Annotated in this window: 17 protein-coding genes and 1 pseudogene; 14 read left to right on the top strand and 4 right to left on the bottom strand. The window is 72.9% G+C overall.

The window, feature by feature from the left end; all coding sequences use genetic code 11:
• The first annotated feature begins 116 nt into the window (after positions 1-116).
• The 5 genes from ACGFYV_RS25250 (at position 117) to moeZ (ending at position 4826) form a co-directional block, all read left to right on the top strand.
• Positions 117-1505, top strand: coding sequence for a hypothetical protein (locus tag ACGFYV_RS25250; RefSeq protein ID WP_393880814.1), 1389 nt, complete (start codon positions 117-119; stop codon positions 1503-1505).
• A gap of 254 nt (positions 1506-1759) precedes the next feature.
• Positions 1760-1888 (top strand): hypothetical protein, encoded by a 129-nt coding sequence (locus ACGFYV_RS25245; protein ID WP_393880724.1) that lies wholly within the window; start codon positions 1760-1762, stop codon positions 1886-1888.
• Positions 1885-2844 (top strand): NAD-dependent epimerase/dehydratase family protein, encoded by a 960-nt coding sequence (locus ACGFYV_RS25240; RefSeq protein ID WP_393880723.1) that lies wholly within the window; start codon positions 1885-1887, stop codon positions 2842-2844. The genes ACGFYV_RS25245 and ACGFYV_RS25240 overlap by 4 nt, the downstream gene beginning before the upstream one ends.
• Positions 2832-3584 (top strand): spherulation-specific family 4 protein, encoded by a 753-nt coding sequence (locus tag ACGFYV_RS25235; protein WP_393880722.1) that lies wholly within the window; start codon positions 2832-2834, stop codon positions 3582-3584. The genes ACGFYV_RS25240 and ACGFYV_RS25235 overlap by 13 nt, the downstream gene beginning before the upstream one ends.
• 63 nt (positions 3585-3647) lie before the next feature.
• Positions 3648-4826: an adenylyltransferase/sulfurtransferase MoeZ gene (gene moeZ / locus ACGFYV_RS25230; RefSeq protein ID WP_393880721.1), complete on the top strand. Its 1179-nt coding sequence runs from the start codon at positions 3648-3650 to the stop codon at positions 4824-4826.
• A gap of 226 nt (positions 4827-5052) precedes the next feature.
• Here moeZ and ACGFYV_RS25225 read toward each other — a convergent pair whose 3' ends face one another.
• Together ACGFYV_RS25225 and ACGFYV_RS25220 are read right to left on the bottom strand one after the other, a co-directional pair.
• Complete coding sequence (locus ACGFYV_RS25225; protein WP_393880720.1) at positions 5053-6615, bottom strand: alpha/beta hydrolase; 1563 nt, start codon at positions 6613-6615, stop codon at positions 5053-5055.
• A gap of 183 nt (positions 6616-6798) precedes the next feature.
• On the bottom strand, positions 6799-9945 hold the full coding sequence (locus tag ACGFYV_RS25220; protein WP_393880719.1) for a lysylphosphatidylglycerol synthase domain-containing protein: 3147 nt from the start codon (positions 9943-9945) through the stop codon (positions 6799-6801).
• Positions 9946-10121: 176 nt separating this feature from the next.
• On the opposite strand from ACGFYV_RS25220, the pseudogene ACGFYV_RS25215 reads away from it, so the two are divergent.
• The 5 genes and pseudogenes from ACGFYV_RS25215 to nudC all read left to right on the top strand — a co-directional run.
• Positions 10122-10490 (top strand): annotated as a pseudogene (locus ACGFYV_RS25215) (MGMT family protein); the annotation flags it as partial.
• A gap of 375 nt (positions 10491-10865) precedes the next feature.
• Entirely contained in the window at positions 10866-14249 is a 3384-nt protein-coding gene (locus ACGFYV_RS25210) for an ATP-dependent helicase (RefSeq protein ID WP_393880718.1), read from the top strand.
• A 214-nt stretch (positions 14250-14463) separates the two neighbouring features.
• Positions 14464-18111, top strand: a complete 3648-nt coding sequence (locus ACGFYV_RS25205; protein ID WP_393880717.1) for a UvrD-helicase domain-containing protein — start codon at positions 14464-14466, stop codon at positions 18109-18111.
• Positions 18112-18121: 10 nt separating this feature from the next.
• Complete coding sequence (locus tag ACGFYV_RS25200) at positions 18122-19525, top strand: dipeptidase (RefSeq protein WP_393880716.1); 1404 nt, start codon at positions 18122-18124, stop codon at positions 19523-19525.
• 145 nt (positions 19526-19670) lie between these two features.
• Entirely contained in the window at positions 19671-20615 is a 945-nt protein-coding gene (gene nudC, locus ACGFYV_RS25195; protein WP_393880715.1) for an NAD(+) diphosphatase, read from the top strand.
• Between the two features lie 126 nt (positions 20616-20741).
• Here nudC and ACGFYV_RS25190 read toward each other — a convergent pair whose 3' ends face one another.
• Positions 20742-20984: a mycoredoxin gene (locus ACGFYV_RS25190; RefSeq protein ID WP_393880714.1), complete on the bottom strand. Its 243-nt coding sequence runs from the start codon at positions 20982-20984 to the stop codon at positions 20742-20744.
• Between the two features lie 239 nt (positions 20985-21223).
• Between ACGFYV_RS25190 and ACGFYV_RS25185 the strand changes: the two genes are divergently transcribed.
• The 4 genes from ACGFYV_RS25185 to ACGFYV_RS25170 all read left to right on the top strand — a co-directional run bounded on the left by ACGFYV_RS25185 (position 21224) and on the right by ACGFYV_RS25170 (position 24776).
• Positions 21224-23428, top strand: a complete 2205-nt coding sequence (locus ACGFYV_RS25185) for an ATP-dependent DNA helicase UvrD2 (protein WP_393880713.1) — start codon at positions 21224-21226, stop codon at positions 23426-23428.
• Positions 23429-23591: 163 nt separating this feature from the next.
• Complete coding sequence (locus ACGFYV_RS25180) at positions 23592-23909, top strand: hypothetical protein (protein ID WP_393880712.1); 318 nt, start codon at positions 23592-23594, stop codon at positions 23907-23909.
• A gap of 175 nt (positions 23910-24084) precedes the next feature.
• Positions 24085-24453, top strand: coding sequence for a WhiB family transcriptional regulator (locus tag ACGFYV_RS25175; RefSeq protein WP_393880711.1), 369 nt, complete (start codon positions 24085-24087; stop codon positions 24451-24453).
• Entirely contained in the window at positions 24450-24776 is a 327-nt protein-coding gene (locus ACGFYV_RS25170) for a hypothetical protein (RefSeq protein WP_393880710.1), read from the top strand. The genes ACGFYV_RS25175 and ACGFYV_RS25170 overlap by 4 nt, the downstream gene beginning before the upstream one ends.
• A 118-nt stretch (positions 24777-24894) precedes the next feature.
• Here the strand turns inward: ACGFYV_RS25170 and ACGFYV_RS25165 are convergent.
• The coding region (locus ACGFYV_RS25165; RefSeq protein ID WP_393880709.1) for a transposase at positions 24895-25663 on the bottom strand (769 nt) is incomplete at its 5' end.

The raw sequence follows: 25663 nt of genomic DNA, 5'->3' as shown, positions 1-25663 counted from the left end.
ACGCGGTGGACGGGGACGCGATGGACGGGGACGCGGTGGACGGCCCGGGTGAACTCCCGTGTGAACTCCCGTCGAAGAACGGTTCCTTCGCGGCGGGCGAACGGGACCTTCCCGGGATGCCGAGCGCGGCGGAGGCGTGGGACGCGCAGTCGGGGGAGTGGCTGGAGGTGGCTTCGGCGGGGGCGTCCTGGGGTCCGGATCCCGTGGCGTCGACGCGGTCCGAGACCGACTCCGACGGTGGCAGAGGCCGTAGCGCTGAACGTCGTCATGCCGAACGTCGTCATCATGCCGAACGTCGTCCCCAGGGCTCGGACGGCGGCTCGGTGTCCGTGTCCGTACGGTCCGAGGCCGGCTCCGACGGTGGCAGAAATCGGAGAACCGCCCCGCGGCGAGGTGTCGCGGACCCGGTGAAAGGCCTGCTGCACCAGCACCGTGAGTTGTGCGAGCGGGCGGTGGACCCGCTGGAGATCGCCGCCGGTCTTGAGGCGCACGGGGTCACCGACCGGACGGCCGCGCGGTTCCGGCACCGTGACGTCTTCTCGCTCGCGGAGGAGCTGTACGCGCGCGTGCCCCGCGACGGGGAACCGCACACCCGGGCCGAGTCCGAATCCGAATCCGAATCCGAACCCGGACCCCGTGTCCGCGCCGTCTGGGTCCTGCTCACCCTCCTGCCCGGCGTGCTCGCCACGGTCGCCGTGACGGGGCTGCGCCTCACCCACGGCCAGGCCCGGCTGCTCGTGGGCCTCGGCGGACTGCTCGCCGTCGCCCTGGCCGTGCGGACGGCCCTGCGTCACGGGCCCCTCGCGGTCCGGCCGGGCGCGGCGCCCCGGTCCGCGGAACCCGGCACACGCGCGTGGACGCTCTGGCTGCTCGCGTACGCCCTCCTCGGCGACGGACTCCTCGGCGCCATCGTGTCCGCCGGCCCCGACGCTCTGCCCGACGGCGCCCCCGACGGACCCTGGCCGATGACCACCGCACCCGTCCTGGCCCTCACCCTGGCCTGCGCCCCCGCCGCCTGGTGCGCCCACCTCCTCGCGGCCGGCGCCCGCCGTAGGCTCGCAGGCAGCCGCGGCCTGGGGGACTTCAGCGCCGCCGCCCGGCCGTTGCTGCTCGGCACGTTCGCCCTGTTCCTCGGCGCCCTCGCGGCCCTGCTCGCCCTGTGCGCCGCCGCGCTCCACGAAGACGCGGGCTACGCGCAGGCACTCACCCTCGGCGCCCTCCTCCTGCTCGCCCGTCTGCTCGTCGTACACCACCACCGCCACGCCCCCGCCCTCGTGCTCGGCGCGGCGGGCGCGCTCGAACTGGCGGCGCCCGCACTGCTCCTGTCCGGCAGGCTGCCCGGCTGCCACTTCCTGGCCGCCCCCGTCCAGGCCCTCGTGGACACCTGGGGTGTCGCCGCCGTCCCGGCCCTCGCCTGCGGCACGGCAGCCCTGACCCTGCTGGTCCACGCCCTGCGCACCCTCACCCGGGCCTCGGCGCACGCGCCCGCGGGAGCCCCCGAGTGAACCTTCCGCCACCACGCCCACCCCCACCCTCATCAGAGCCCACCACCCACCGCCCCCGCGTGGCCACACCGGCCGTCCCCCACGCGCGCGTGATCCCACCGGGCGTCCGCCCCGTACTCGTAGCCCCACCCGGCGTCCGCCCCGCACGCGTGACGCAGCCAAGCGGCCGTCGGCACCCCGGTCCATCGCCGCTGGGCCGGGACCCGGCCCAGCGCCCGAGGCAACCGCACCACCCTCTTGAAGGAGAAGACCAGATGACCACCTCCCGACCCGGAGCCGCCGAAGCCGCCGGGGCCACCGGAACCGCCGGAGCGTCCGGGGCCACCGGAGCCTTCGCCACGGCCCGTTCCGCCGGCGCGCACACCCCGGGAGCCACCCGATGAGAGTCCTGCTGATCGGAGCCAACGGATACATCGGCCGCTTCGTCGCCGACCGCCTCCTCGCCGACCCGGCCGTCCAGCTCACCGCGCTCGGTCGCGGCGACGACGCCGACGTCCGCTTCGACCTCGCCAGCGGCAGCCCCGGAGCACTCACCCGCTTCCTGGACGCGGTCCACCCCGGCGTCGTCATCAACTGCGCGGGCGCCACCCGGGGCGGCGCCCGCGAACTCACCCGGCACAACACCGTCGCCGTCGCCACCGTCTGCGAGGCCCTGCGGCGCAGCGGCTGCGGTGCCCGCCTCGTGCAGATCGGCTGCGGCTCCGAGTACGGCCCCAGCCAGCCCGGGTCCTCCACGGCCGAGGACGCCGTACCCCGCCCCGGCGGCCCCTACGGCGTCAGCAAGCTCGCCGCCACCGAACTGGTCCTCGGCTCCGGCCTCGACGCCGTCGTCCTGCGCGTCTTCTCGCCCGCCGGACCCGGCACCCCGGCCGGCTCCCCGCTCGGCCGGCTCGCCGAGGCCATGCGCCGCGCCATGCAGTCGGGCGACGGGGAACTCAAGCTCGCCGGACTCGGCGTCCAGCGCGACTTCATCGACGTCCGCGACGTCGCCCGCGCCGTGCACGCCGCCTCGCTGTCCGCCGCGCAGGGCGTCATCAACATCGGCTCCGGTCGCGCGGTCCGCCTGCGCGACGCCGCCGCCGTCCTCGCCCGGGTCGCCGGATACGGCGGCGCCCTGCACGAACTCGACGCCTCTCCCGGCCCGCTGCGCGGCACCCTCGGGGGCCCCCGGGTGGACCCCGACCACGCGGCCCCGGTCGCCTACCCGTACCCGGACGGCTGCGGCAGCTGGCAGCAGGCCGACGTGCGCACCGCCCGCGACCGGCTCGGCTGGCGGCCCCGCATCAACCTCGAGGAATCCCTGGCCGACATCTGGATGGAGGCGGCATGCCGTATCTGACCAGCATCGCGGCGAGCGGCACGAGCACCTCCGTCCGGACCGCCCTCGGCGTCCCCGGCTACGCCCACCCGCTGGTCTCCCCGGACCAGTGGGCCGCACTCGCCCGGCCGGGCACCCCGCTGGACTGGGTGGTCCTGAACGTCGCCGCCGGCGGGCCCGGCACCCGTCCCGACCCGCACTGCCTGGAGGCCGGCGGGCGGCTGCGCGAGCAGGGCGTCCGCGTCCTCGGCCGACTGGACCTCGCCCACGGTGACCGGCCCGCCGCCGACCTGCTCGCCGACGCCCACCGCCACCTCGACTGGTACCGCGTCGACGGCTTCCTGCTGGACCGCTGTCCCACCGGGCGGACCGCGCTCCCCGAGGTCCGCCGCGCGATCACCGCCCTGCGGGCGATCAGTGACACTGCCCACATCGTCCTCGGCCACGGCACCCACCCGCACCCCGGGTACGCGGAGAACGCGGACCAGTTGGTGACCTTCAGCGGCTCCTGGGCCGACTACCGCTGGTCGCAGGTCGCCGAGTGGACCGCGGACCATCCGCCCGACCGTTTCTGCCACTTCGTGCACGGTGTTCCCCGCGGTCATCTGGAGGAGGCGCTGCGCATCGCGCGCTGGCAGGGCGCCTCGACGATCTACTTCACCGACCACACCGACCGGGGTGGTCGCGTCGACCCCTGGGAGACCATGCCCGGCTACTGGGACGAAATCGTCTCGCGGGTCGGAACAGGTGTCTCGGAATGAAGAAGGCCGTGGCAGTGTTACGAGAAGAACAACCGTAGTGATCGACCGACCAACGGAGTCCCCGTGTCGCTGCCACCCCTGGTCGAGCCAGCTGCTGAGCTCACCGTAGACGAGGTCCGCAGGTACTCCCGCCACCTGATCATCCCCGACGTCGGGATGGACGGGCAGAAGCGGCTGAAGAACGCCAAGGTGCTCTGTGTGGGCGCCGGCGGCCTGGGCTCCCCGGCACTGATGTACCTGGCCGCCGCGGGTGTGGGCACCCTCGGCATCGTGGAGTTCGACGAGGTCGACGAGTCGAACCTGCAGCGCCAGATCATCCACAGCCAGTCCGACATCGGCCGCTCCAAGGCCGAGTCCGCCCGAGACAGCGTCAAGGGCATCAACCCGTACGTGAACGTGGTCCTTCACGAAGAGCGGCTCGAAGCCGAGAACGTGATGGACATCTTCAGCCAGTACGACCTGATCGTCGACGGCACCGACAACTTCGCGACCCGGTACCTGGTCAACGACGCGTGCGTGCTCCTCAACAAGCCGTACGTGTGGGGTTCGATCTACCGCTTCGACGGTCAGGCCTCCGTCTTCTGGTCCGAGCACGGCCCCTGCTACCGCTGCCTCTACCCGGAGCCCCCGCCCCCCGGCATGGTCCCCTCCTGCGCCGAGGGCGGCGTCCTCGGCGTGCTGTGCGCGTCCATCGGCTCCATCCAGGTCAACGAGGCCATCAAGCTCCTCGCGGGCATCGGCGAGCCCCTCGTCGGCCGCCTGATGATCTATGACGCCCTGGAGATGACGTACCGCCAGGTCAAGGTCCGCAAGGACCCGAACTGCGCGGTCTGCGGCGAGAACCCGACCGTCACGGAACTCATCGACTACGAGGCCTTCTGCGGCGTCGTGTCCGAGGAGGCCCAGGAGGCGGCGCTCGGCTCCACGATCACTCCCAAGCAGCTCAAGGAGTGGATCGACGACGGCGAGAACATCGAGATCATCGACGTCCGCGAGCCGAACGAGTACGAGATCGTCTCCATCCCGGGCGCCAAGCTGATCCCGAAGAACGAGTTCCTCATGGGCACCGCCCTGGAGGGCCTGCCGCAGGACAAGAAGATCGTCCTGCACTGCAAGACGGGTGTCCGCAGTGCGGAAGTCCTCGCCGTCCTGAAGTCCGCGGGCTTCGCCGACGCGGTCCACGTCGGTGGCGGCGTCATCGGCTGGGTCAACCAGATCGAGCCGGAGAAGCCGGTCTACTGACGGCCCGCCGGCCGACTGGCCGCCGACTGGCTGACTGGCCGCCGACCGGCTGGCTGACCGGCCGACCTGCACGAGCGAAGAGGCCCACGGTTCCGAGTGATTCGGAGCCGTGGGCTCCGCTGTGTACGGGACCTGCCGTGTACGGGACCTGCCGTGTACGGGACCTGCCGTGTACGGGACCTGTCGTGTGCGGGACCTGCTGCCGGGTGTGAGACCTGCCGTGCGCTCAGGAACAGACCGTGCCCGCCTTCGGCACCTTCCCGTCCAGCAGATAGCTGTTCACCGCGCCCTGCACGCACTTGTTCTTGCTGTCGTACGCGCCGTGCCCCTGGCCCTTGTACGTCAGCTGGACACCGACGCCCTTGCCGAGGGCCTCCGCCATCCGCTGGGCGCCCTGGTACGGGGTCGCCGGGTCGCCGGTGTTGCCGACGACGAGGATCGGCGCCGCACCGGGGGCGCTGACCACGGGATGCTCGGCGGCGCCCGGTACCGCCCAGTTCGTGCAGCTGATCATGCCCCAGGCCAGGAAGTCGCCGAACAGCGGTGAGGCGGCGCGGAACTCGGGGACCCGCTGCTGCACGAAGTCCGCGCTGTAGCGGGGCTTCTCGTCGGCGCAGTTGATGGCGACGTTGGCCGCGGTGAGGTTGCTGTACTCGCCGTTCTCGTTGCGGCCGTTCAGCGAGTCGGACAGCAGCATCAGGATCTTGCCGTCACCGTCGTATGCCTCCTCCAGGCCCTCGGTGAGGTAATCCCAGAAGTCCTTCGAGTACAGGGACTGGGCGATGCCGTTGGTAGCGGCGGTCTGGGTCAGCTCGCGCGGGGAGATGCCGGGGATCGGCTTCTTCTCCAGGTCCGCCAGCAGTTTGGCGATACGGTCCTTCACGTCCTGCGGGGTGTCGCCGATCGGGCACTCGGTGGTCTTGGACGTGCAGTCCTCGGCGAAGTTGTCCAGCGCGAGCTGGAAGCCCTTCGCCTGGCCGAGGGCGCTCTGCTCGGGGTTCTGGGTGGGGTCGACCACCCCGTCGAAGACGGCCCGGCCGACGTGCCCCGGGAACAGGTGGGCGTAGACGCCGCCGAGTTCGGTGCCGTACGAGATGCCGAAGTAGTGCAGCTTGGCATCGCCCAGGACCTGGCGCATCAGGTCCATGTCGCGGGCCGCGTCGGTGGTGCGGACATGCGGCAGGATCTTCTTGGAGTTGTCCTCGCAGGCGTTGTTGAACTGCTTGGTGCGGTTCACCAGCTCGGTCCGCTCGGCGCTGTCGTCGGGGGTCGCGTCCTGCTGGAAGTAGTCGTCGAGCTGGGCGTCGTCCAGGCACTTCACGGGCGCGCTGCGGCCGACTCCGCGCGGGTCGAAGCTGACCAGGTCGTAGCGGGTGCGCAGGGCGGCGTAGTCCTCGCCGAAGGCGGGCAGCGTGGTGACGCCGCTGCCGCCGGGCCCGCCGAAGTTGAACACGAGCGAGCCGATCCGCTTGCTCGCGGGCCCGCTGGTCCGGGCGCGGATCAGAGCGATGTCGATGGTGTCGCCCGTCGGCCTGTCCCAGTCCAGCGGCGCCTTCATGGTGGCGCACTGCCACGTGGCACCCTTCGGCAGCGGGGACGGGGCGCTGCCGCCGCCCTGTGCCTCGGACGGCGCCGGGCAGTCCGTCCAGTCCAGTTTCTGTGCCGTCAGATCCCCGCCCCCGTCCTCCTCCCCGTCGCCGGAACCGCCGTTGCATCCGGCCAGCAAGGTGGCCAGCAGCGCGGCACTGGTGGTCAGGGCGGCGGCACACAGCCGGGAAGGGTTCGCCATGTACCCATCCTGCGGGCGCGGGGGCGGGGGCGCGCGGGACACGAGCCGTACGAGGTACGTTCCGCCAGGTCGGCGGGTGTCCGGGGGTGGGCAGGGCCGTCGGGGCGTGGGGTCGCAGGGCCGCCGGGCCGCCGGGCCACAGAGCCGCTGGAGTGCCGGGGCGCCGGGGTGCCCCGGGTGTTCCTACAAGGCTCCCTTGCGGCTGAGGTGGTTGAAGGCCAGCCACCCCGGCAGCACTGGCAGCCACAGGGTCAGCAGCCGGAACAGCAGGACGGCCGGGGCGGCGACCTCCTTGGGGAGGCCGACGGCGATCAGACCCACCGTGAGGGTCGCCTCGACCGCGCCCACACCACCCGGGGTCGGCGCCGCGGAGCCGAGCGCGTTTCCGGCGAGGAAGACGACGGCGACGCTGGCGATGCTCAGCGAGGTCTGGCCGTTGCCGAACGCGCGGATCGAGGCGTCCAGGCACATCACGAAGCAGGCGGTCAGCAGGAGCATGCCGCCGATGCCGGTCACGAGCTTCTGCGGTCGCTGGAGCACGTCGAGCATGCGCGGCACGACACCCGCGAACAACGACCGCACGCGCGTGACGACGAACTTCCGCAGGAACGGCACCGAGGTCACCACGAGCACCAGCACCGCCACCGTCAGCAGACCCGCGATGACCGTCCGGGACGGCGACAGTGACGGCGTCTTCTCGGTGCCGGTCAGATAGCCGAACGACAGCAGCATCAGGATGTGGCAGCCGAGCCCGAACAGCTGCGAGGCGCCCACGCTCGCCACCGCGAGCCCCGGGCGCACGCCCTGGCGCTGCAGGAAGCGCGTGTTCAGGGCCACGCCGCCGACGGCCGGCGGCGCGACGATCTTCACGAAGGACCCGGCGACCTGGGCCGCCACCGTGCGCAGGAACGGCACCCGCTCCGGTACGAACCCCAGCAGCGCCATGGCGGCGGCCACGTAACTGAGCGCCGAGAACAGCACCGCGGCGAGCACCCAGCCCCACTGCGCGTTGGCGACCAGCGGGCCGAACTCGATGTGGGTGAGCTGGGTCAGCAGGAAGTACGCACCGATCGCACCGGCGATGAAGCTGATCAGGGTGCGGGGCCGCACCCGCTCCAGACGGGCCGGCTCCACGGGGGCCTGGGGCCTGATCCGCAGCACCTGGTGCCGGATCTGGGTGAGCAGATCCTCCTCGCGGGCCTCGTCCAGCGCTTCGTCGATGGCCCGCTTCTCGGCCCGCTGCTCCGCCTTCTGCTCGGCGCGGACCGCCTTCTTGCCGGGCTTCTCCAGCACGACCCCGGTCGTCTCGGAGGCCTCCTGCCGGGCCAGCTTGGCCTGCCGGGACGCCTCAAGCACCGCCTCGCGCTCGCGGTGGGCCCGTTCCCGGGCCAGCCGGCGCAGCGTCGCGCGCGTGGAGCGCGTCAGCGCGATGGGCTGCAGCATCGGCAGGCAGTCGGCGACCGCGTCGGGGCCGAGCACGCCGACCGCCGAGGCGACCGCCCGCTCGGCCCCCACCCGCAGACCGAGCGTGGTGAGCAGCTGTGCCACGTCCATGCGCAGCAGCAGGTCGCCGGCCGCGATCTCGCCGCCGCGCAGCTCCGTGAGGATCACCTTGCCGGAACGATCCACCAGTACGGCGTCACCCGCGAGCCTGCGGTGCGCGATGCGCCGGGACTGCAGGGCCCGCACCTGGTGCCAGGTGGCGCGCAGCAGCTCGTCGGTGATCTCCTCGTCGGCCAGGGAGTCCAGCGTGCGCCCGCCCGTGTGCTCGTAGACGAGTATCACCGCGTCCGGGCCGAGTTCGGAGGTGGCGATCAGCTTGGGCGCGTTGGCGCCGGCCGCGATCGCCGCGTACGCCAGCAGCGCCTCCTGCTCCAGCGCCTGCCGCAGCGACTGCAGGCTGGAGCGGGTGGCGAAGCCGCGCAGGGTCAGGTTGCGCCAGGCCCGGTAGAAGAAGCCCTGGGCCTGCTGCTCCCGGTCGACGACCGTGACGTCCAGCGGAGGCCCGTCCTCCAGGGTGACGAAGTACCGCCGCCCCCGGTCGCCGTTCTCCGTGTCGGGGATCTCCTCGCGGGCCGCGGCGACCGGGTGGAACCCGACGTGCCGGAGCCCCGCCATCAGGGTCCGCCCGGTGGGCCGGACGTTGGGCGAGCCGACCGCGTACAGCGTGCCGTAGGCGATGGTCCAGCCGATCAGTACCGTCAGGATGATCGAGAAGGGGGTCGTGTAGCCGGTGACCAGCATGGAGAACGCGTCGAGCAGCAGCACGATCCACAGCACGGCCCGCCAGCGGGGTCTGCGGGACATGCCGACGGCCGTCATGTAGGCGATGACGGGCGCGAGATAGCCGTGCACCGGGTCGGTCAGGGCGTTCAGGTCGCCCGGTGAGGGCTGGGTGAGCGCCTCCTGGATGGAGTGGGGGGCGGCGCGGGCCACCCACAGGTCGGTGGCGAGTGTCACTCCGTGCGCGAGGACGGCCGCCAGGACGCCGTCGGCGATCCGCAGCCCGTCCCGTTTGATCAGCCGCTCGATCGCGAAGGCGACCGGCACCAGGAGGATCGCGATGCTCGACCCGAGTGCCGCGATCTTGATCAGCAGGTCCGGGGCCTGGCCGGTGCCCTTGTTGATGTCCTGTTCCAGGCCCGAGGTGGTGCCGTGCGCGAACGCCGCGATCGCCAGCAGGACGGCGATGGCGAGCACGCCCACCAGGAGCCGCACGAGGTCGGAGGGGCGGTGCACGCGCGCGGGCAGCAGGGGCTCGTCGCCCTCGACCTCGTCCGGGTGGAGATCGTCGTCGCAGGGGGGCGGCGGCGCGGCGGGGGCGGGGCCGGGGAGGTGCGCGTCCTGGCCGCCAGGCTTGTTGCTGCTGGTCGCGTCGCCGCGTTCGTCGCTGCGGGTCGCGTTGCCGTGGTCGTCAGTGCCGGTCTTGCCGCCAGGCTTGTTGCTGCTGGTCGCGTCGCCGCGTTCGTCGCTGCGGGTCGCGTTGCCGTGGTCGTCAGTGCCGGTCTTGCCGCCAGGCTTGTTGCTGCTGGTCGCGTCGCCGCGTTCGTCGCTGCGGGTCGCGTTGCCGTGGTCGTCAGTGCCGGTCTTGCCGCCAGGCTTGTCGCCGCCGGTCGCGTCGCCGTTTTCGCCGTCACGCGTGCGCGTGTCCGGCTGTCGTGCACCCTCGTCCTCGTCCTTGCCGCGGGCGCCGGTGCTGCCGGTCTCCGTGCCGGTGCCGGCTTCGGTACCTGTGTCCGATTCGTCCGCGCCCGTGGGGGCGGTGCCTGGGCGCGTGGCCGCGCCAGGGGTGCCCTCCGCGTCCTCGGGGTGCACGCCCTGCTGTTTCATGGTCTCTTCTTGGTCTCGTATCACCAGTCACCGCCCGCACGATGGTGGCATGCCCCGCCGACACGCGCAGGCATCAGGGTGCAGATGCGGGGCCGACAGTCTGCCGGAAGGGCCGCCGGGTGCGAGAGGCCGGGCCCGGCCGAGGCCGGACCCCGTTGTCGGTGCCGTGGGGCAGGATGGGACGAATGAGCGAGCGGACCCCTGCCGAGGACACGGACGCGCTTCCCGAGTACGCGGAGCGGGTCCTGGACGTCGCCGAGGGCATCCCGCCCGGCCGCGTCATGACGTACGGGGACGTCGCGGAGTGGCTCGAGGAGGGCGGGCCGCGTCAGGTGGGCCGGGTGATGGCCCTCTACGGCGGCGCGGTCCCGTGGTGGCGCGTGGTGCGCTCCGACGGGGTGCTGCTGCCCGGCCACGAACTGGAGGCGCTCGGCCACTACCGCGCGGAGGGCACCCCGCTGAAGCAGGCGAGCCGGAGCGGCGAGGGCCATCTGCCGCGGCTCGACATGCGGCGGGCGCGGTGGGACGGCGACACGGGCGCGGACGACATGGCCGCGGGCGACATGGCCGCAGGGGACATCGCCGCGGGTGGCGTGGCCGTCGGCGGCATGGGCGCGGCCGCGCGGGACACGGGCACAGAGGGTCACACCTGACAGCTTCCGCCATCCGGTGCCCCGGGAGAGAGCCTGTGGTCCGTACGAGGGACACGGGGGACGTCCGTGGCATGACGTACGTTCGTGAGACGAGGGGCCCGCGTGGCCCGAGAGCCGCGAGCGCCGCGAGGGAAGAAGCGGAAGCCCTGCTTCGGCCCGGTGCGGCGGCGTAGCGTCGGCTGCACGTGTCTCCCTCACCCCCGCGGTCACCGCCTCGCGCGCGTGGCCGCCTGCCCACCAGCAAGACCACCAGGACCGGCGAACCACGTGAGCTCCTCTTCCTCCACCAGGCGACTGCCGCACCCCCCGGTGCGGCAGGAGACCCGTGGCGCTTACCGACTGGTCCACACCCCGCCGGCCGCGGTGGATCCCCCTGGTCTGGACGCCGCGCAGCGCGCCGTGGTTGACCATCGCAGCGGCCCGCTTCTCGTTCTCGCCGGACCCGGCACCGGCAAGACCACCACGCTGGTGGAGTCCGTAGCCGCGCGCATCGCCCGCGGCGCGGATCCCGAGCGCATCCTGGTGCTGACGTTCAGCCGCAAGGCCGCCGTCGACCTGCGCGACCGTATGGCCCTGCGCATCGGCGCGGCCCGCGCGCCCCGGGCGACCACCTTCCACTCGTACTGCTACGCCCTGGTCCGCGCCCACCAGGACGCCGGCCTGTTCACCGAGCCGCTGCGCCTGCTCTCCGGCCCCGAGCAGGACGTCACCCTGCGCGAGCTGCTCGCCGGGCAGCCCGAGCTGGAGCGGCTCGGGCTCGGCCATGTGCGCTGGCCGGACGAGCTGCGCGCCTGCCTGACCACGCGCGGCTTCGCCGACGAGGTCCGCGCCGTCCTCGCCCGCAGCCGCGAGCTGGGCCTCGGCCCCGGCGCCCTGGACGCCTTCGCCCGCCGCATCGGCCGCCCCGACTGGCGGGCCGCCGCCGCGTTCCTCGCCGAGTACCTCGACGTGATCGACCTGCAGGGCGTCGTCGACTACGCGGAACTGGTCCACCGCGCGGTGCTGCTCGCCCGCCGCCCCGAGGTCGCGGCCCGGCTCGCCGCCCAGTACGACGCCGTGTACGTCGACGAGTACCAGGACACCGACGCCGCCCAGGTACGGCTGCTGCACGCCCTGGCAGGCGGCGGCCGGACCCTGGTCGCCCTCGGCGATCCCGACCAGTCGATCTACACCTTCCGGGGCGCCGACGTGAACGGCATCCTCGACTTCCCGGAGGTCTTCCCGCGCGCGGACGGCCGCCCCGCCCGGGTCGAGGTGCTGCGCACCTCCCGCCGTTCCGGCGCCGCCCTGCTCGCCGCGACCCGCCTGATCACCCAGCGCATGCCGCTGCCCCGGCTGCCCGCCGACAAGGTGCGCGCACACCGCGAACCGGCCGCCGTACGCGACGGAGGCCACGTCGAGGCCTACACGTACCCGACACCCGGCGCGGAACTGGACAACATCGCCGACATCCTGCGCCGTGCGCACCTTGAGGACGGCGTCCCGTGGAGCGACATGGCCGTCCTCGTGCGCGCCGGATCCCGCACCATCCCCACCCTCCGCCGCACCCTCACCGCCGCCGGCGTCCCCCTGGACATCGACGGCGACGACCTGCCCCTGCGCCACGAACCGGCGGTCGCGCCCCTGCTGACGGCCCTCAGGGCGCTTGCCGACGCCGACGCCGACGCCGACGCCGACGAAGGCGCCGGTGAAGGCGAAGGAACTGGCGAGGGCGCAGGCGAACAGGTCTCCCCCGACGCCGGCGAGCAGCCGCCCGCCGCCCCCACCCCCGGCCCCCGCTGGCTCGACGCCGAGACCGCGCTCACGCTGCTCGCCTCGCCCCTCGGCGGCATGGACACCGCCGACCTGCGCCGGCTCGGGCGTGCCCTGCGGGAGGAGGAGCGGGTCGCCGGGAATCCGGTGCCGCCGCCGTCCGACGAACTGCTCGCACGGGCTCTCGCCGAACCCGAGCGCCTGGTCGCGCACGATCCGGCGTACGCGCGCGGGGCACAGCGCCTCGGCGCGCTGCTGCGCACGGCCCGTGAGCGTCTCGCCGGCGGCGGTACGGCCGAGGAGGCGCTGTGGGACCTGTGGGACGGCACACCGTGGCCCGCGCGCCTGGAGCGGGCCGCCCGGCGCGGCGGCGCGGCCGGCCGCAACGCCGACCGTGACCTGGACGCCGTGTGCGCGCTGTTCGCCACGGCCGCGCGCGCGGAGGAGCGCACCGGCGGGCGCGGTGCCCTCAACTTCCTGGAGGAGATCGAGGCCCAGGACATCGCGGCCGACACCCTCACGCGCCGCGCGGTACGGCCCGACGCCGTCCGCCTGATGACCGCGCACCGCTCCAAGGGCCTGGAGTGGCGGTTGGTCGTCGTCGCCGGTGTCCAGGAAGGGCTGTGGCCCGACCTGCGCCGCCGCGGCTCCCTGCTGGAGGCCGACCGCATCGGCCGCGACGGACTCGCCGAACCGCTCACACCGGGCGCGCTGCTCGCCGAGGAGCGCCGGCTGTTCTACGTGGCCGCCACGCGCGCGCGTGAGCGTCTCGTCGTCACCGCCGTGAAGGCACCCGCCGACGACGGTGACCAGCCCTCCCGCTTCCTGACCGAGCTGGGTGTCGACCCCCGTGACGTCACCGCCCGCCCGCGCCGTCCGCTGGCGGTGGCCGCGCTCGTCGCCGAGCTGCGCGCCACCACCGTCGACCCGCGCGTCTCGGCGGCCCTGCGGGAGGCCGCCGCCCGCCGGCTCGCCAGGCTCGCCGCCCTCGCCGACGAGGACGGCCGCCCTTTGGTGCCGTCCGCGCACCCCTACCGCTGGTGGGGCATGTTCGAGCCGACCGAGAGCAAGGTGCCGCTGCGCGACCGCGACCAGCCCGTCGTCCTGTCCGGCAGCGCTCTCGACCAGCTCGCCAACACGTGCTCCCTGCAGTGGTTCCTGGGCCGCGAGGTGAAGGCCGACGCGCCCGCCACCGCCGCCCAGGGCTTCGGCAACGTCGTCCACGTCCTCGCCGACGAGGTCGCCTCCGGCCGCACCCCCGCCGACCTCGACGTGCTGATGGAGCGCCTGGACTCGGTGTGGAACGCGCTCGCCTTCGACGCGCCCTGGAAGTCGGACCAGGAGAAGGACAACGCGCGCGTGGCGCTCGAACGCTTCCTGAACTGGCACGTGCTGGACCGCACCGGGCGCACCCCCGTGGTCAGCGAGCAGGACTTCGACGTCACCCTCGAAGCGGGCGACTACGAGGTCCGCATCCGCGGCCAGATGGACCGTGTGGAGACGGACGGCGAGGGCCGCGCCTACGTCGTGGACTTCAAGACCGGCAAGCAGGCGCCCAGCGCCGCCGAGGTGGCCCGCCATCCGCAGCTCGCCGTCTACCAGCTCGCCGTGAACGAGGGCGCCGTCGACACCGCCTTCGACGGCCGGCGACCCGAACCCGGCGGCGCCGAACTGGTCCACCTGCGGCAAGGAGCCGCGAAGCGGGACGGCGGCGAGAGCCTGCCCAAGGTGCAGGCCCAGGAGCCGCTGGACGGGGAGTGGGTCGGCGACCTGCTGGCCACCGCCGCCGGGAAGGTCCTCGACGAGCGGTTCACGCCGACCACCGGCCAGCACTGCACGCACTGCGCGTTCCGCGCCTCGTGCAGCGCCCGCCCCGAGGGGCGGCACGTGGTCGAGTGACCTGTGCCGGGGGGCGAGGCGGCGTACGGAGGACGGAGGACGGACGCGAGGGTGATGTACGGAAGGTGCCAGGGTGATGTACGGAAGGTGCCAGGGTGACGTACGGAAGATGCCAGGGTGACGTACGGCACCACACGCGTTGACCTGCGCTTCTTCCTCCCCGGGAGACCGATCGGTCCCCGGTTGTCAGTGCCCGCCGCTAGCCTCTGACGACATGCCCGCCCGTATCACCGACCCCGAGCAGCTCAAGGAGCTTCTCGGCATCCCGTTCACCCCGGAGCAGACGGCCTGCATCATCGCGCCGCCCGCCCCGCAGGTGATCGTGGCCGGAGCCGGTTCGGGCAAGACCACCGTGATGGCGGCCCGCGTGGTCTGGCTGGTCGGCACCGGCCAGGTCGCCCCCGAACAGGTCCTCGGCCTGACCTTCACCAACAAGGCCGCGGGCGAGCTCGCCGAACGCGTCCGCAAGGCGCTGATCAGGGCCGGCGTCACCGACCCGGAGGTCATCGACCCCGACGACCCGCCCGGCGAGCCGGTCATCTCGACCTACCACGCCTTCGCCGGCCGGCTGCTCACCGACCACGGCCTGCGCCTCGGTCTCGAACCCACCTCGCGCCTGCTGGCCGACGCCACCCGCTACCAGCTCGCCGCGCGCGTGCTGCGCGAGGCCCCCGGCCCCTACCCCGCGCTCACCCGCTCCTTCGCCGACCTCGTCAGCGACCTGCTCACCCTCGACTCCGAACTCGCCGAGCACCTCGTGGACCCCCAGGAACTGCGCGCCTGGGACGCCGATCTGCTGCACACCCTCCAGAGCGCCAAGCTCACCAACGCCGACCTGCGCAAGGTGCCCGAGACCGCCGCCGCCCGCCGCGAACTGGCCGGACTCGTCCAGCGCTACCGCACCGCCAAACGCGAGCGCGACCTGCTCGACTTCGGCGACCAGATCGCCCTGTCCGCCCGCCTCGCCCGCGTCCCCGAGGTGGGCCGGCTGCTGCGCGAGGAGTTCCGTGTCGTCCTCCTGGACGAGTACCAGGACACCTCCGTGGCCCAGCGTGTCCTGCTGGCGGGACTCTTCGGCGCCGGCACCGGCCACCCCGTGACCGCCGTCGGCGACCCGTGTCAGGCCATCTACGGCTGGCGCGGCGCCTCCGTCGCCAACCTCGACGACTTCCCCGAGCACTTCGCGCACGCCGACGGCCGCCCCGCCACCCGCCAGGCCCTCAGCGAGAACCGGCGCAGCGGCGGTCGCCTCCTCGACCTCGCCAACGGCCTCGCCGAGCCGCTGCGCGCCATGCACGCGGGCGTGGAGGCCCTCCGCCCGGCCCCCGGCGCCGAACGGGACGGCACGGTCCGCTGTGCCCTGCTGCGCACGCACACCGAGGAGATCGACTGGATCGCCGACTCCCTCGCCCACCTCGTGCGCACCAGCACGGCACCCGGCGAGATCGCCGTCCTGTGCCGTACCGCGACCGACTTCGCCGAGATCCAGGGCGCCCTGGTCGCCCGGGACGTCCCCGTGGAGGTCGTCGGCCTGTCCGGGCTGCTGCACCTGCCCGAGATCGCCGACCTCGTCGCCGTCTGCGAGGTCCTCCAGGACCCCGGGGCCAACGCCTCCCTGGTCCGGCTGCTGAGCGGACCGCGCTGGCGCATCGGCCCCCGCGACCTCGCCCTCCTGGGCCGTCGCGCGCGACTGCTCGTCACCCACGCGCACGCACGCGACACCGACGACCCCGACCGCAGGCTCGCCGAGGCCGTCGAGGGGGTCGACCCGTCCGAGGTGATATCGCTCGCGGACGCCCTGGACACCTTCCTGGAGACGCCCTTCGACGAGGGCGGGTACGACGACGGGCTGCCCTTCTCCCCGGACGCGCGCGTGCGCTTCGCCCGCCTCGCCGCCGACCTGCGCGACCTGCGCCGTTCCCTGGCCGACCCGCTCATGGACGTCCTGCACCGCGTCCTCGCGGTCACCGGCCTGGAGGTCGAGCTGTCGGCGTCCCCGCACGCCCTGGCCGCCCGCCGCCGCGAGACCCTGTCCAACTTCCTGGACGTCGCCGCCTCCTTCGCGGCCGGCGACGCGGAGGCCACCCTCCTGGCCTTCCTCGGCTTCCTGCGCACCGCCGCCCAGTACGAGAAGGGCCTCGACAACGCCCTGCCCGGCGGCGAGAACACCGTCAAGGTGCTCACCGCGCACAAGTCCAAGGGCCTGGAATGGGACGTCGTCGCCGTCCCCGGACTGGTCAACGGCACCTTCCCCAGCGCCCAGGGCCGCGAGAAGTGGACCGCGCAGGCCAAGGTGCTCCCGCACGCCCTGCGCGGCGACACCGACACACTGCCCGACGCCGAATCCTGGGACTCCCGAGGCATGAAGGCCTTCCACGAGGCCATGAAGGAGCACCAGCACACCGAGGAACTCCGCCTCGGCTACGTCACCTTCACGCGCCCCCGCTCCCTCCTCCTCGGCTCCGGCCACTGGTGGGGCCCCAGTCAGAAGAAGCCACGCGGCCCCTCCGACTTCCTCCAGGCTCTGTACGAGCACTGCGTCGCCGGACACGGCGAGATCGAGGTCTGGGTCGACGAGCCCGCCGAGGGCGAGGAGAACCCCGCCCTGCACACGGCCGGCGCCGACCAGGTCTGGCCGCTGCCCCTGGACGACGCGGCCCTGGCCCGCCGCCGCGCCGCCGCCGAGACCGTCCTCGCCCACCTGGACGCCCTGTCCGCCCAGCCCGACGTCCCCCCGCCGGCCACCCACGACCCCGACACCTTCGACGACCCCGACTGGCCCCCACCCCCGGACGACGAGGACCCCTACGCCGAGAGCGGGTACGACAGCGACCCCTACGAGTCCGAGACCTACGACACCGACCCCTACGACGAGGACCCGTACGCCGACGAGCCCCCGCACGAGTACGACTCCGACCCCGACCACAGCCACGCCCGCCCCTCCGACGACGGCGCCCCCGCGCAGGAGCCCACCGGCCGGACCCCCCGCGCCGCCGGCCGCCCGACCGTCCCCCACCAGGCGCCCGCCCCCACCGAACCCCCGCACACGCGTCCCACCGAGCCCCCGCCCACCCCTTCCCGCCGCGCCGACCCGCATCTCCCCGCGCCCCTCACCCCCGAGGAGGCCCGTGCCGTCGCGTCCTGGGACCGGGACCTCGACGCCCTCGCCGGGGAGCTGCTGCGCGCGCGGCAGAGCGTCACGGACGTACCCCTGCCGGTCACGCTGACCGCGTCGCAGGTGTTGCTCCTCGCGGCGGACCCGGACGGGCTCGCGCGGGAACTCGCGCGCCCCATGCCGCGCCCCCCACAACCGGCCGCACGCCGAGGCACCCGATTCCACGCGTGGGTCGAGGCCCGCTTCGAGGAGTTGACGCTGCCGATGCTCGAACCGGACGAGCTGCCCGGCAGCGACGCCGAGATCGCCGACGAGCGTGACCTCGAAGCCCTCAAGGAGGCCTTCGAGCGCACCGAGTACGCGCACCGCACCCCGTACCGCGTCGAGTCCCCCTTCCAGCTCGCCCTGGGCGGCCGGGTCGTACGCGGCCGGATCGACGCCGTGTACAGGAACGGCGAGGGTGACGGGGCGACCTACGAGATCGTCGACTGGAAGACCAGCCACGCCCGCACCGCCGACCCGCTCCAGCTCGCCGTCTACCGGCTGGGCTGGGCAGAGCAGCAGGGCGTCCCGCTCGAATCGGTCACGGCGGCCTTCGTGTACGTGCGCACCGGCGAGGTCGTACGGCCGCGGAACCTGCCCGGCCGGGCCGCCCTGGAGCGACTGCTCACAAGTGTACGAATCGGCCAATCGGGGCCGCCGGGGTGTGACGAATCGCCCGCCGAGGATGTCGGTGCGGGCCGATAGGCTCGTATGCATGAGCCAGACCCCGGACAGTGTCGTCCGTTCGTACATCGAGCAGCACCGTGCCGCCTTCCTCGACGACCTCGTCGCCTGGCTGCGCATCCCCTCCGTGTCGGCCCAGCCCGACCACGCCCCCGATGTACGGCGCAGCGCCGACTGGCTCGCCGCCCGCCTCCGTGACACCGGCTTCACGACCGTCGAGGTCTGGCCGACCCCGGGCGCCCCGGCCGTCTTCGCCGAGTGGCCCTCCGGCGACCCCGAGGCGCCCACCGTCCTCGTCTACGGCCACCACGACGTGCAGCCCGCCGCCCGCGAGGACGGCTGGGACACCGACCCCTTCGAGCCCGTCGTCCGGGAGAACCGCCTCTACGCGCGCGGGGCCGCCGACGACAAGGGCCAGGTGTTCTTCCACACGCTGGGCGTCCGCGCGCACCTCGCCGCCACCGGCCGCACCGCCCCCGCCGTCAACCTCAAGCTGCTGATCGAGGGCGAGGAGGAGTCCGGCTCCCCGCACTTCCGCCACCTCGTCGTGGAGCGCGCCGACCGGCTCGCCGCCGACGCCGTGATCGTCTCCGACACCGGCATGTGGTCCGAGGACACCCCGACCGTCTGCACCGGCATGCGCGGCCTGGCCGAGTGCGAGATCCGGCTGTACGGCCCCGACCAGGACATCCACTCCGGCTCCTTCGGCGGCGCCGTCCCCAACCCGGCCACGGCCGTCGCCCACCTGGTGGCCGCCCTGCACGACGAGCACGCGCGCGTGGCCGTCCCCGGCTTCTACGACGGCATCGTCGAGCTGACCGACCGCGAGCGCGAACTGTTCGCCGAGCTGCCCTTCGACGAGGAGCGGTGGCTGCGCACCGCCAAGTCCCACGCCGCCCGCGGCGAGGCCGGGCACACCACCCTGGAGCGCATCTGGGCCCGCCCGACCGCCGAGGTCAACGGCATCGGCGGCGGCTACCAGGGGGCCGGCAGCAAGACGATCATCCCCTCTTCCGCGTTCGTGAAGCTGTCCTTCCGGATCGTCGCGGCCCAGGACCCCGACCACATCGAGAAGGCCGTCCGCGCCTGGGCCGCCGAGCAGGTGCCCGCCGGCATCCGCCTGGAGATCGACTTCGGCTCCGCCACGCGCCCGTGCCTGACCCCGCTCGACCACCCCGCGCTGCGGTCCGTGGCCCGCGCCATGGGCCGCGCCTTCCAGGGACCGGTCCGCTACACCCGCGAAGGGGGCTCGGGCCCCGCCGCCGACCTCCAGGAGGTCCTCGGCGCCCCCGTCCTCTTCCTGGGCATCTCCGTCCCCTCCGACGGCTGGCACGCCCCGAACGAGAAGGTCGATCTTGACCTCCTCCTCAAGGGCGTGGAGACCAGCGCCTACCTGTGGAGCGACCTCGCCGAGAACTGGCGTCGCACACCCTGACCCGGAAGACACCGTCCGGGACGGCGCCACGCGCGGGTCACACTGAAGACCCGCCCCGCCCGCGCCCGCACGGTGCCGTCCGGCCCACGCCCTGCCGTACCGCCCGCCGAAACGAACCGTTCCATTGGGGGAGTTGGAAGCACCTGTGACCACCTCGACCGACCACACCGCCGACCGACCCATCTCGCTGACCGCCGCGAGCGGCATCGACCGCGCCGCCCACCACCGGCTCGACGAGGCCTGGCTCGCGGCGGCGTGGAGCCACCCCACGACCCGCTGCTTCGTCGTCTCCGGCGGCCAGGTGCTCATCGACGAGACGCCCGACGGGCGGACCGAACTCGTCATGACCCCCTCCTTCGAGGCACCGCTCACCGAGGCGCACCGCTACTTCCTGGGCAACGACGAGGAGGGCGTCAGCTACTTCGCGCTCCAGAAGGACGCGCTTCCCGGCCGCATCGACCAGTCGGCCCGGCCCGCCGGACTGCGCGAGGCGGGGCTGCTGCTCTCCCCGCGCGACGCCGGTCTGATGGTGCACGCGGTCGGCCTGGAGAACTGGCAGCGCACCCACCGCTTCTGCTCCCGCTGCGGCGAGCGCACGGTCATCGCGGCCGCCGGCCACATCCGCCGCTGCCCCGCCTGCGGCGCCGAGCACTACCCGCGCACCGACCCGGCCGTGATCATGGCGGTCACCGACGAGGACGACCGCATCCTGCTCGGCCGCCAGGTCCACTGGCCCGAGGGCCGCTTCTCCACGCTCGCCGGCTTCGTCGAGCCCGGCGAGTCCATCGAGCAGGCGGTGCGCCGCGAGGTCTTCGAGGAGGTCGGCGTCGTCGTCGGCCACGCCGACTACGTGGCCAGCCAGCCCTGGCCCTTCCCGTCCAGCCTGATGCTCGGCTTCATGGCCCGCGCCACCACCACCGAGATCGACGTCGACGGCGACGAGATCCACGAGGCCCGCTGGTTCTCCCGCGAGGAACTCCACGCGGCCTTCGAGTCCGGCGAGGTCCTGCCGCCGTACGGCATCTCCATCGCCGCCCGGCTGATCGAGAAGTGGTACGGCCGGCCACTGCCGACGCGGACCTCCTTCTGACCCTGAGAGCCCGCACGCCGGTACGGGACCGGCCACAGCTGATGCGGGACCACACACAACAGGGCGGTCCCTGATCTCTCAGGGACCGCCCTGCCATTGATGGTCACCGCGGCAACCCGCGGAGCGTCACGCGGCGAGCTTCTGCTTCACCTGGGCCAGCGACGGGTTCGTCAGCGTCGAGCCGTCCTCGAAGAGCACGGTCGGAACCGTCTGGTTGCCGCCGTTCGCCTTCTCCACGAAGGCGGCGGACGCGGGGTCCTGCTCGATGTTGACCTCGGTGTACGCGATGCCCTCGCGGTCCATCTGGCTCTTCAGCCGCCGGCAGTAACCGCACCAGGTCGTGCTGTACATCGTCACAGTGCCCTGCATGTCTCTCGCGCTCCTCAAGGCCGCTCGGGGAAGTCGTCCGAAAGGCAAACGTAAGGGATCCGGCCGGCATTCCCGCCGGGGGTATCCCCATCCGTCCGGACCATCCGGACCATCCGTACCGTCCGGGCCGTCCGGATTCCTGCCCGGCGGCTTTGACGCCTGCCGCATTAGTACGACCGCGAGCCCCTGCCTGTGGACAACCGGCGCGGCAGTCCCGGGCGACCTGGCAGCATGGCCATGTGACAGCAGCAACGCACTCCCCCCTCTTCCCGCAGGCACCGGACTCTGCCGACGCGGTGCTCGAAGGGCTCGACCCCGAGCAGCGCGAGGTGGCCACCTCCCTGCACGGGCCGGTGTGCGTGCTGGCCGGAGCGGGCACCGGCAAGACCCGCGCGATCACCCACCGCATCGCCTACGGGGTCCGCGCGGGGATCCTCCCCCCGTCCAGCGTGCTCGCCGTCACCTTCACCAACCGCGCCGCCGGTGAGATGCGCGGCCGGCTGCGCCAGCTCGGTGCCCACGGTGTGCAGGCCCGCACCTTCCACTCCGCGGCGCTGCGCCAGCTCCAGTACTTCTGGCCGAAAGCGATCGGTGGCGGCATGCCCCGGCTCGTCGACCGCAAGATCCAGCTCGTCGCCGACGCCGCCGCCGCCTGCAACGTGCGCCTGGACCGGGGCGAGCTGCGGGACGTCACCGCCGAGATCGAGTGGTGCAAGGTCACCCAGACGGTTCCCGCCGACTACGCGTACGCGGCTGTGAAGGCCGGCCGTGAGGCCCCGCGCGACCCGGCCGAGATCGCCCACCTCTACACGGCGTACGAAGACGTCAAGCGCGAGCGCGCGGTCATCGACTTCGAGGACGTCCTGCTGCTGACCGTCGCCGTCCTCCAGGACCGGCACGACATCGCCGAACAGGTCCGTTCCCAGTACCAGCACTTTGTCGTCGACGAGTACCAGGACGTCAGTCCCCTGCAGCAGCGGCTGCTGGAGCTGTGGCTCGGCGACCGCGACAGCCTGTGCGTCGTCGGCGACGCCAGCCAGACCATCTACTCGTTCACGGGAGCAACCCCCGACCACCTCCTCGACTTCCGCGTCCGCCATCCCGGCGCCACCGTCGTCAAGCTGGTCCGCGACTACCGCTCCACCCCCCAGGTCGTCCGCCTCGCCAACGGGCTGCTCGCCCAGGCCGCCGGCCGCGCCGCCGACCACCGGCTGGAACTGGTCTCCCAGCGCCCCGCGGGCCCCGACCCCGGCTACACCGAGTACACCGACGAGCCCGCCGAGGCCGAAGGCGCGGCCCGCCGTATCCGTGAACTGATCGACGCCGGTGTCCCGGCCGCCGAGATCGCCGTCCTGTTCCGTACGAACTCCCAGTCCGAGACCTATGAGCAGGCCCTCGCCGACGCCGGGGTCCCGTACCAGCTGCGCGGCGCCGAGCGCTTCTTCGACCGGCCCGAGGTGCGCAAGGCCGGTGTCGCCCTGCGCGGCGCCGCCCGCTTCGGGGGCAACGACGCGCTGCTGGACGACGTCGTCGACCTGCCCTCGCAGGTGCGTGCCGTGCTCTCCGGAGAGGGCTGGACCACCCAGCCCCCGGCCGGCTCCGGAGCCGTCAGAGAGCGCTGGGAGTCGCTGGCCGCCCTGGTCAACCTCGCCCGCGACGTCGCCGCCACCCGCCCGGGGGCCACCCTCGCCGACTTCGTCACCGAACTGGACGAGCGGGCGAACGCCCAGCACGCCCCGACAGTCCAGGGCGTCACCCTGGCCTCCCTGCACGCGGCCAAAGGCCTGGAGTGGGACGTCGTCTTCCTGGTCGGCGTCGCCGAGGGCATGCTGCCGATCAGCTACGCGAAGACGGACGAGCAGATCGAGGAGGAGCGCCGCCTCCTCTACGTCGGCGTGACCCGCGCGAGGGAACGGCTGCACCTGTCCTGGTCCCTGTCCCGCTCGCCCGGCGGCCGTGCCCACCGCAGACCCAGCCATTTCCTGGACGGCCTGCGCCCCGGCTCGACCGCCACCGTCGGCCGCGCGGGACCCGGCGGCACCGGCGGCACCGGGGGCATCGTGCGCGGCGCCCCGGGCAGCGCCCCGGCCGTCCCGCGGCGCACCCAGCGCACCCCGGCCCGGTGCCGGGTCTGCGGCCGCACGCTCACCGACGCCGGTGAGATGAAGCTGATGCGCTGTGCGGACTGCCCGTCCGACATGGACGAGGGCCTGTACGAACGGCTGCGGGAGTGGCGGGCCGTCCAGGCCCGGGACAGCGGACAGCCGGACTTCTGCGTCTTCACGGACCGGACCCTCATGGCCATCGCCGAGGCCCGGCCGGACAGCCCGGCCGAACTGTCCCGCATCCCCGGTGTCCGCACCCGTAAGCTGCAGCGCTACGGAGCCGATGTTCTGGCCATCTGCGCAGGTCAGGAGGTTGGGTACGGGTGCGAGGGCGACTGATGCGAACTCGTCGAAAAAATAGTTTGCGCATGCCCCGGCAATCCCCATAGGTTCTAAGCACGGAAGCGGCGGCCTTCTCCGAGGCCCCGATGCCGTGATGTACTTGCATACCCGACGGACTGGTTCACCCCAGTCCCCAAGACGCCGAGAGGAGGCGAGTCCAGTGATCAGCATCAACACCAGCTTCAGCAGCGCGGCCAAAATGACCGATCGCCCGACCGTCTCCCTGTGCATGCTCGGCGCCTCGAACAAGGGCACCGGTCTGTCCGGCATCCGTGCCGTCCGTCCGGCGTCCCCCCTGTCTCTCGCGGGTCTTCCCGTCGAGCGCAATGAGCGACCGACCAAGGCACCGGAAGCGGTAGCGGCACAGGCACACGCCTATGCCTTTGCGGCAGCCGGTGCCGGATTCCGGAAGCAGACGACGCAGCACCACCAGATGTGGGCCTTCCGTGGGCCAGAACCCTGGAGTGATCCAGCCTGACAGTCGATCAGGCCGGCGCCTTCAGGGCCGCGGAACCCCATCCGGGATCCGCGGCCCTTCTGTTTGTCCACCAACGTGGACGACGAAGCGAAGGGGCCTCGGGACAAGTAAAGAACCCGGTACCAAGCCGACACCCGGTCAACCGGCCGGAACGACCAGACGAGGAAGACACACCGTGCAACTCGAAGCGCACGCCCCGTCCGTACCGCCTTCACACACGCTCCCCCCGCCCGGCCTCACGGAGGACTCCACCTTGCTCCCCCTCACCGCGCTCACCGCGCTCGACGACGCCATCGAGAACCTCGGCGTACCCGTCCCCTGCCGCTCCTACGACCCGGAGGTCTTCTTCGCCGAGTCGCCCGCGGACGTCGAGTACGCCAAGTCCCTGTGCCGCACCTGCCCGCTGATGGAGGCCTGCCTCGCCGGCGCCAAGGAGCGGCGTGAGCCCTGGGGCGTCTGGGGTGGCGAGCTGTTCATCCAGGGTGTCGTCGTCGCCCGGAAGCGGCCGCGTGGCCGCCCGCGCAAGAACCCGGTCGCGGCATGAACACCGCAGGAACGATCGATCGCCCCCACACGCACGACCCCAAGAAGCAGGCCCCGATGACGCCGTCCACCAGCGAGCCCACCGGCTCCGCGACCCAAGACTTCACCACGAACGGCGCGACCGGTTCGCGTCAGAAGAACAGGACCCGAGAGATGCAACTCATCCCAGAAGCCCTGGCCCGTGCGCATATGCACGAGCGCCTGCATGACGCCGCGCGGGAGCGCCGGGCCATGCGCCTGGCCACCGCCCGGCGGATGCAGCGCCGGGCGGAGCGCGCCTCGCTGCGCGCCCGCCGTGCGCTCGCCATGGCCGTCATGCAGTAACCGATCACACCTGAAGCGGTGGCCTCCCGGCCCAGGGAGGCGAAACCTTCCCCACGGGGGCCGGTCCGGCCGAACGACGCTGTTGGCGAATCCCTGGCTCTGATACTTCGCCCCGTCGTTATGCGGCGGGGCGAAGTGCTGCCGGTGGGCTGGTCCGAGTGCGGGCGCGGGGTGTGTCGGTGAGCCAGGCGTTGATGCGGGTGAGGTTGATCGCGGCGCCGGTGAGCTGGTGCTGGAGGCTGGTCTTGCCGAGTCCGCGGTAGCGGGATCTGCGCAGGCCGCAGGCTTGCACTCCGTGGGAGATGGTTCCTTCGGCCCCGGCACGGATCTTGTAGCGGTCCTTCCACTCGTCGGTCGCCTGTAGCTGCCGGGCCTGGTGGAGGGCTTCGTACTCGTGCCGGGGCCGAAGGGTGATCTCCCTGCGCTGGGCTTTCGGCGAGCTGACGCAGTCCCGGAGACTGGGGCAGGTGCGGCAGTCGGCAGGCGAGAACCGGGCCCGGATCACGGGCGGTTGTTCTTCGGAGCGGCGGTGGTGCCACTGGGTGCTGGTAATGCCGTTCGGGCAGGTCACGTGCTGGTTGTCCCAGTCGATGGTGAAGGCGTTCTGTCCGTGGGCGCCCTCGCCGCGGGCCTGGGCGACAGTCACCGGCGGCAGTGGCCCGTGCGGGTCGACCTCGTGATCGATGCGGGCGGCGGCCAGGGCGCTGGAGTTGGTGTAGCCGGCGTCGACCCGGTGTTCGTCCGGCAGCAGGCCTCGTCTCACGAGGCCGGTGTGGACGACGGCGGCCATCGGGTCGTCGGGGACGGTGGCAACGGTGGTGGTCACATTCGTGACCAGATGCACCGCGTCCGGCTCGCACGTCTCGGTGAGATGGACCTTGCAGCCG

The organism is Streptomyces sp. NPDC048297, from assembly GCF_043201585.1.
Taxonomy (GTDB): Bacteria; Actinomycetota; Actinomycetes; order Streptomycetales; family Streptomycetaceae; genus Streptomyces.
This window is presented reverse-complemented; position numbering and strand designations above follow the sequence as displayed.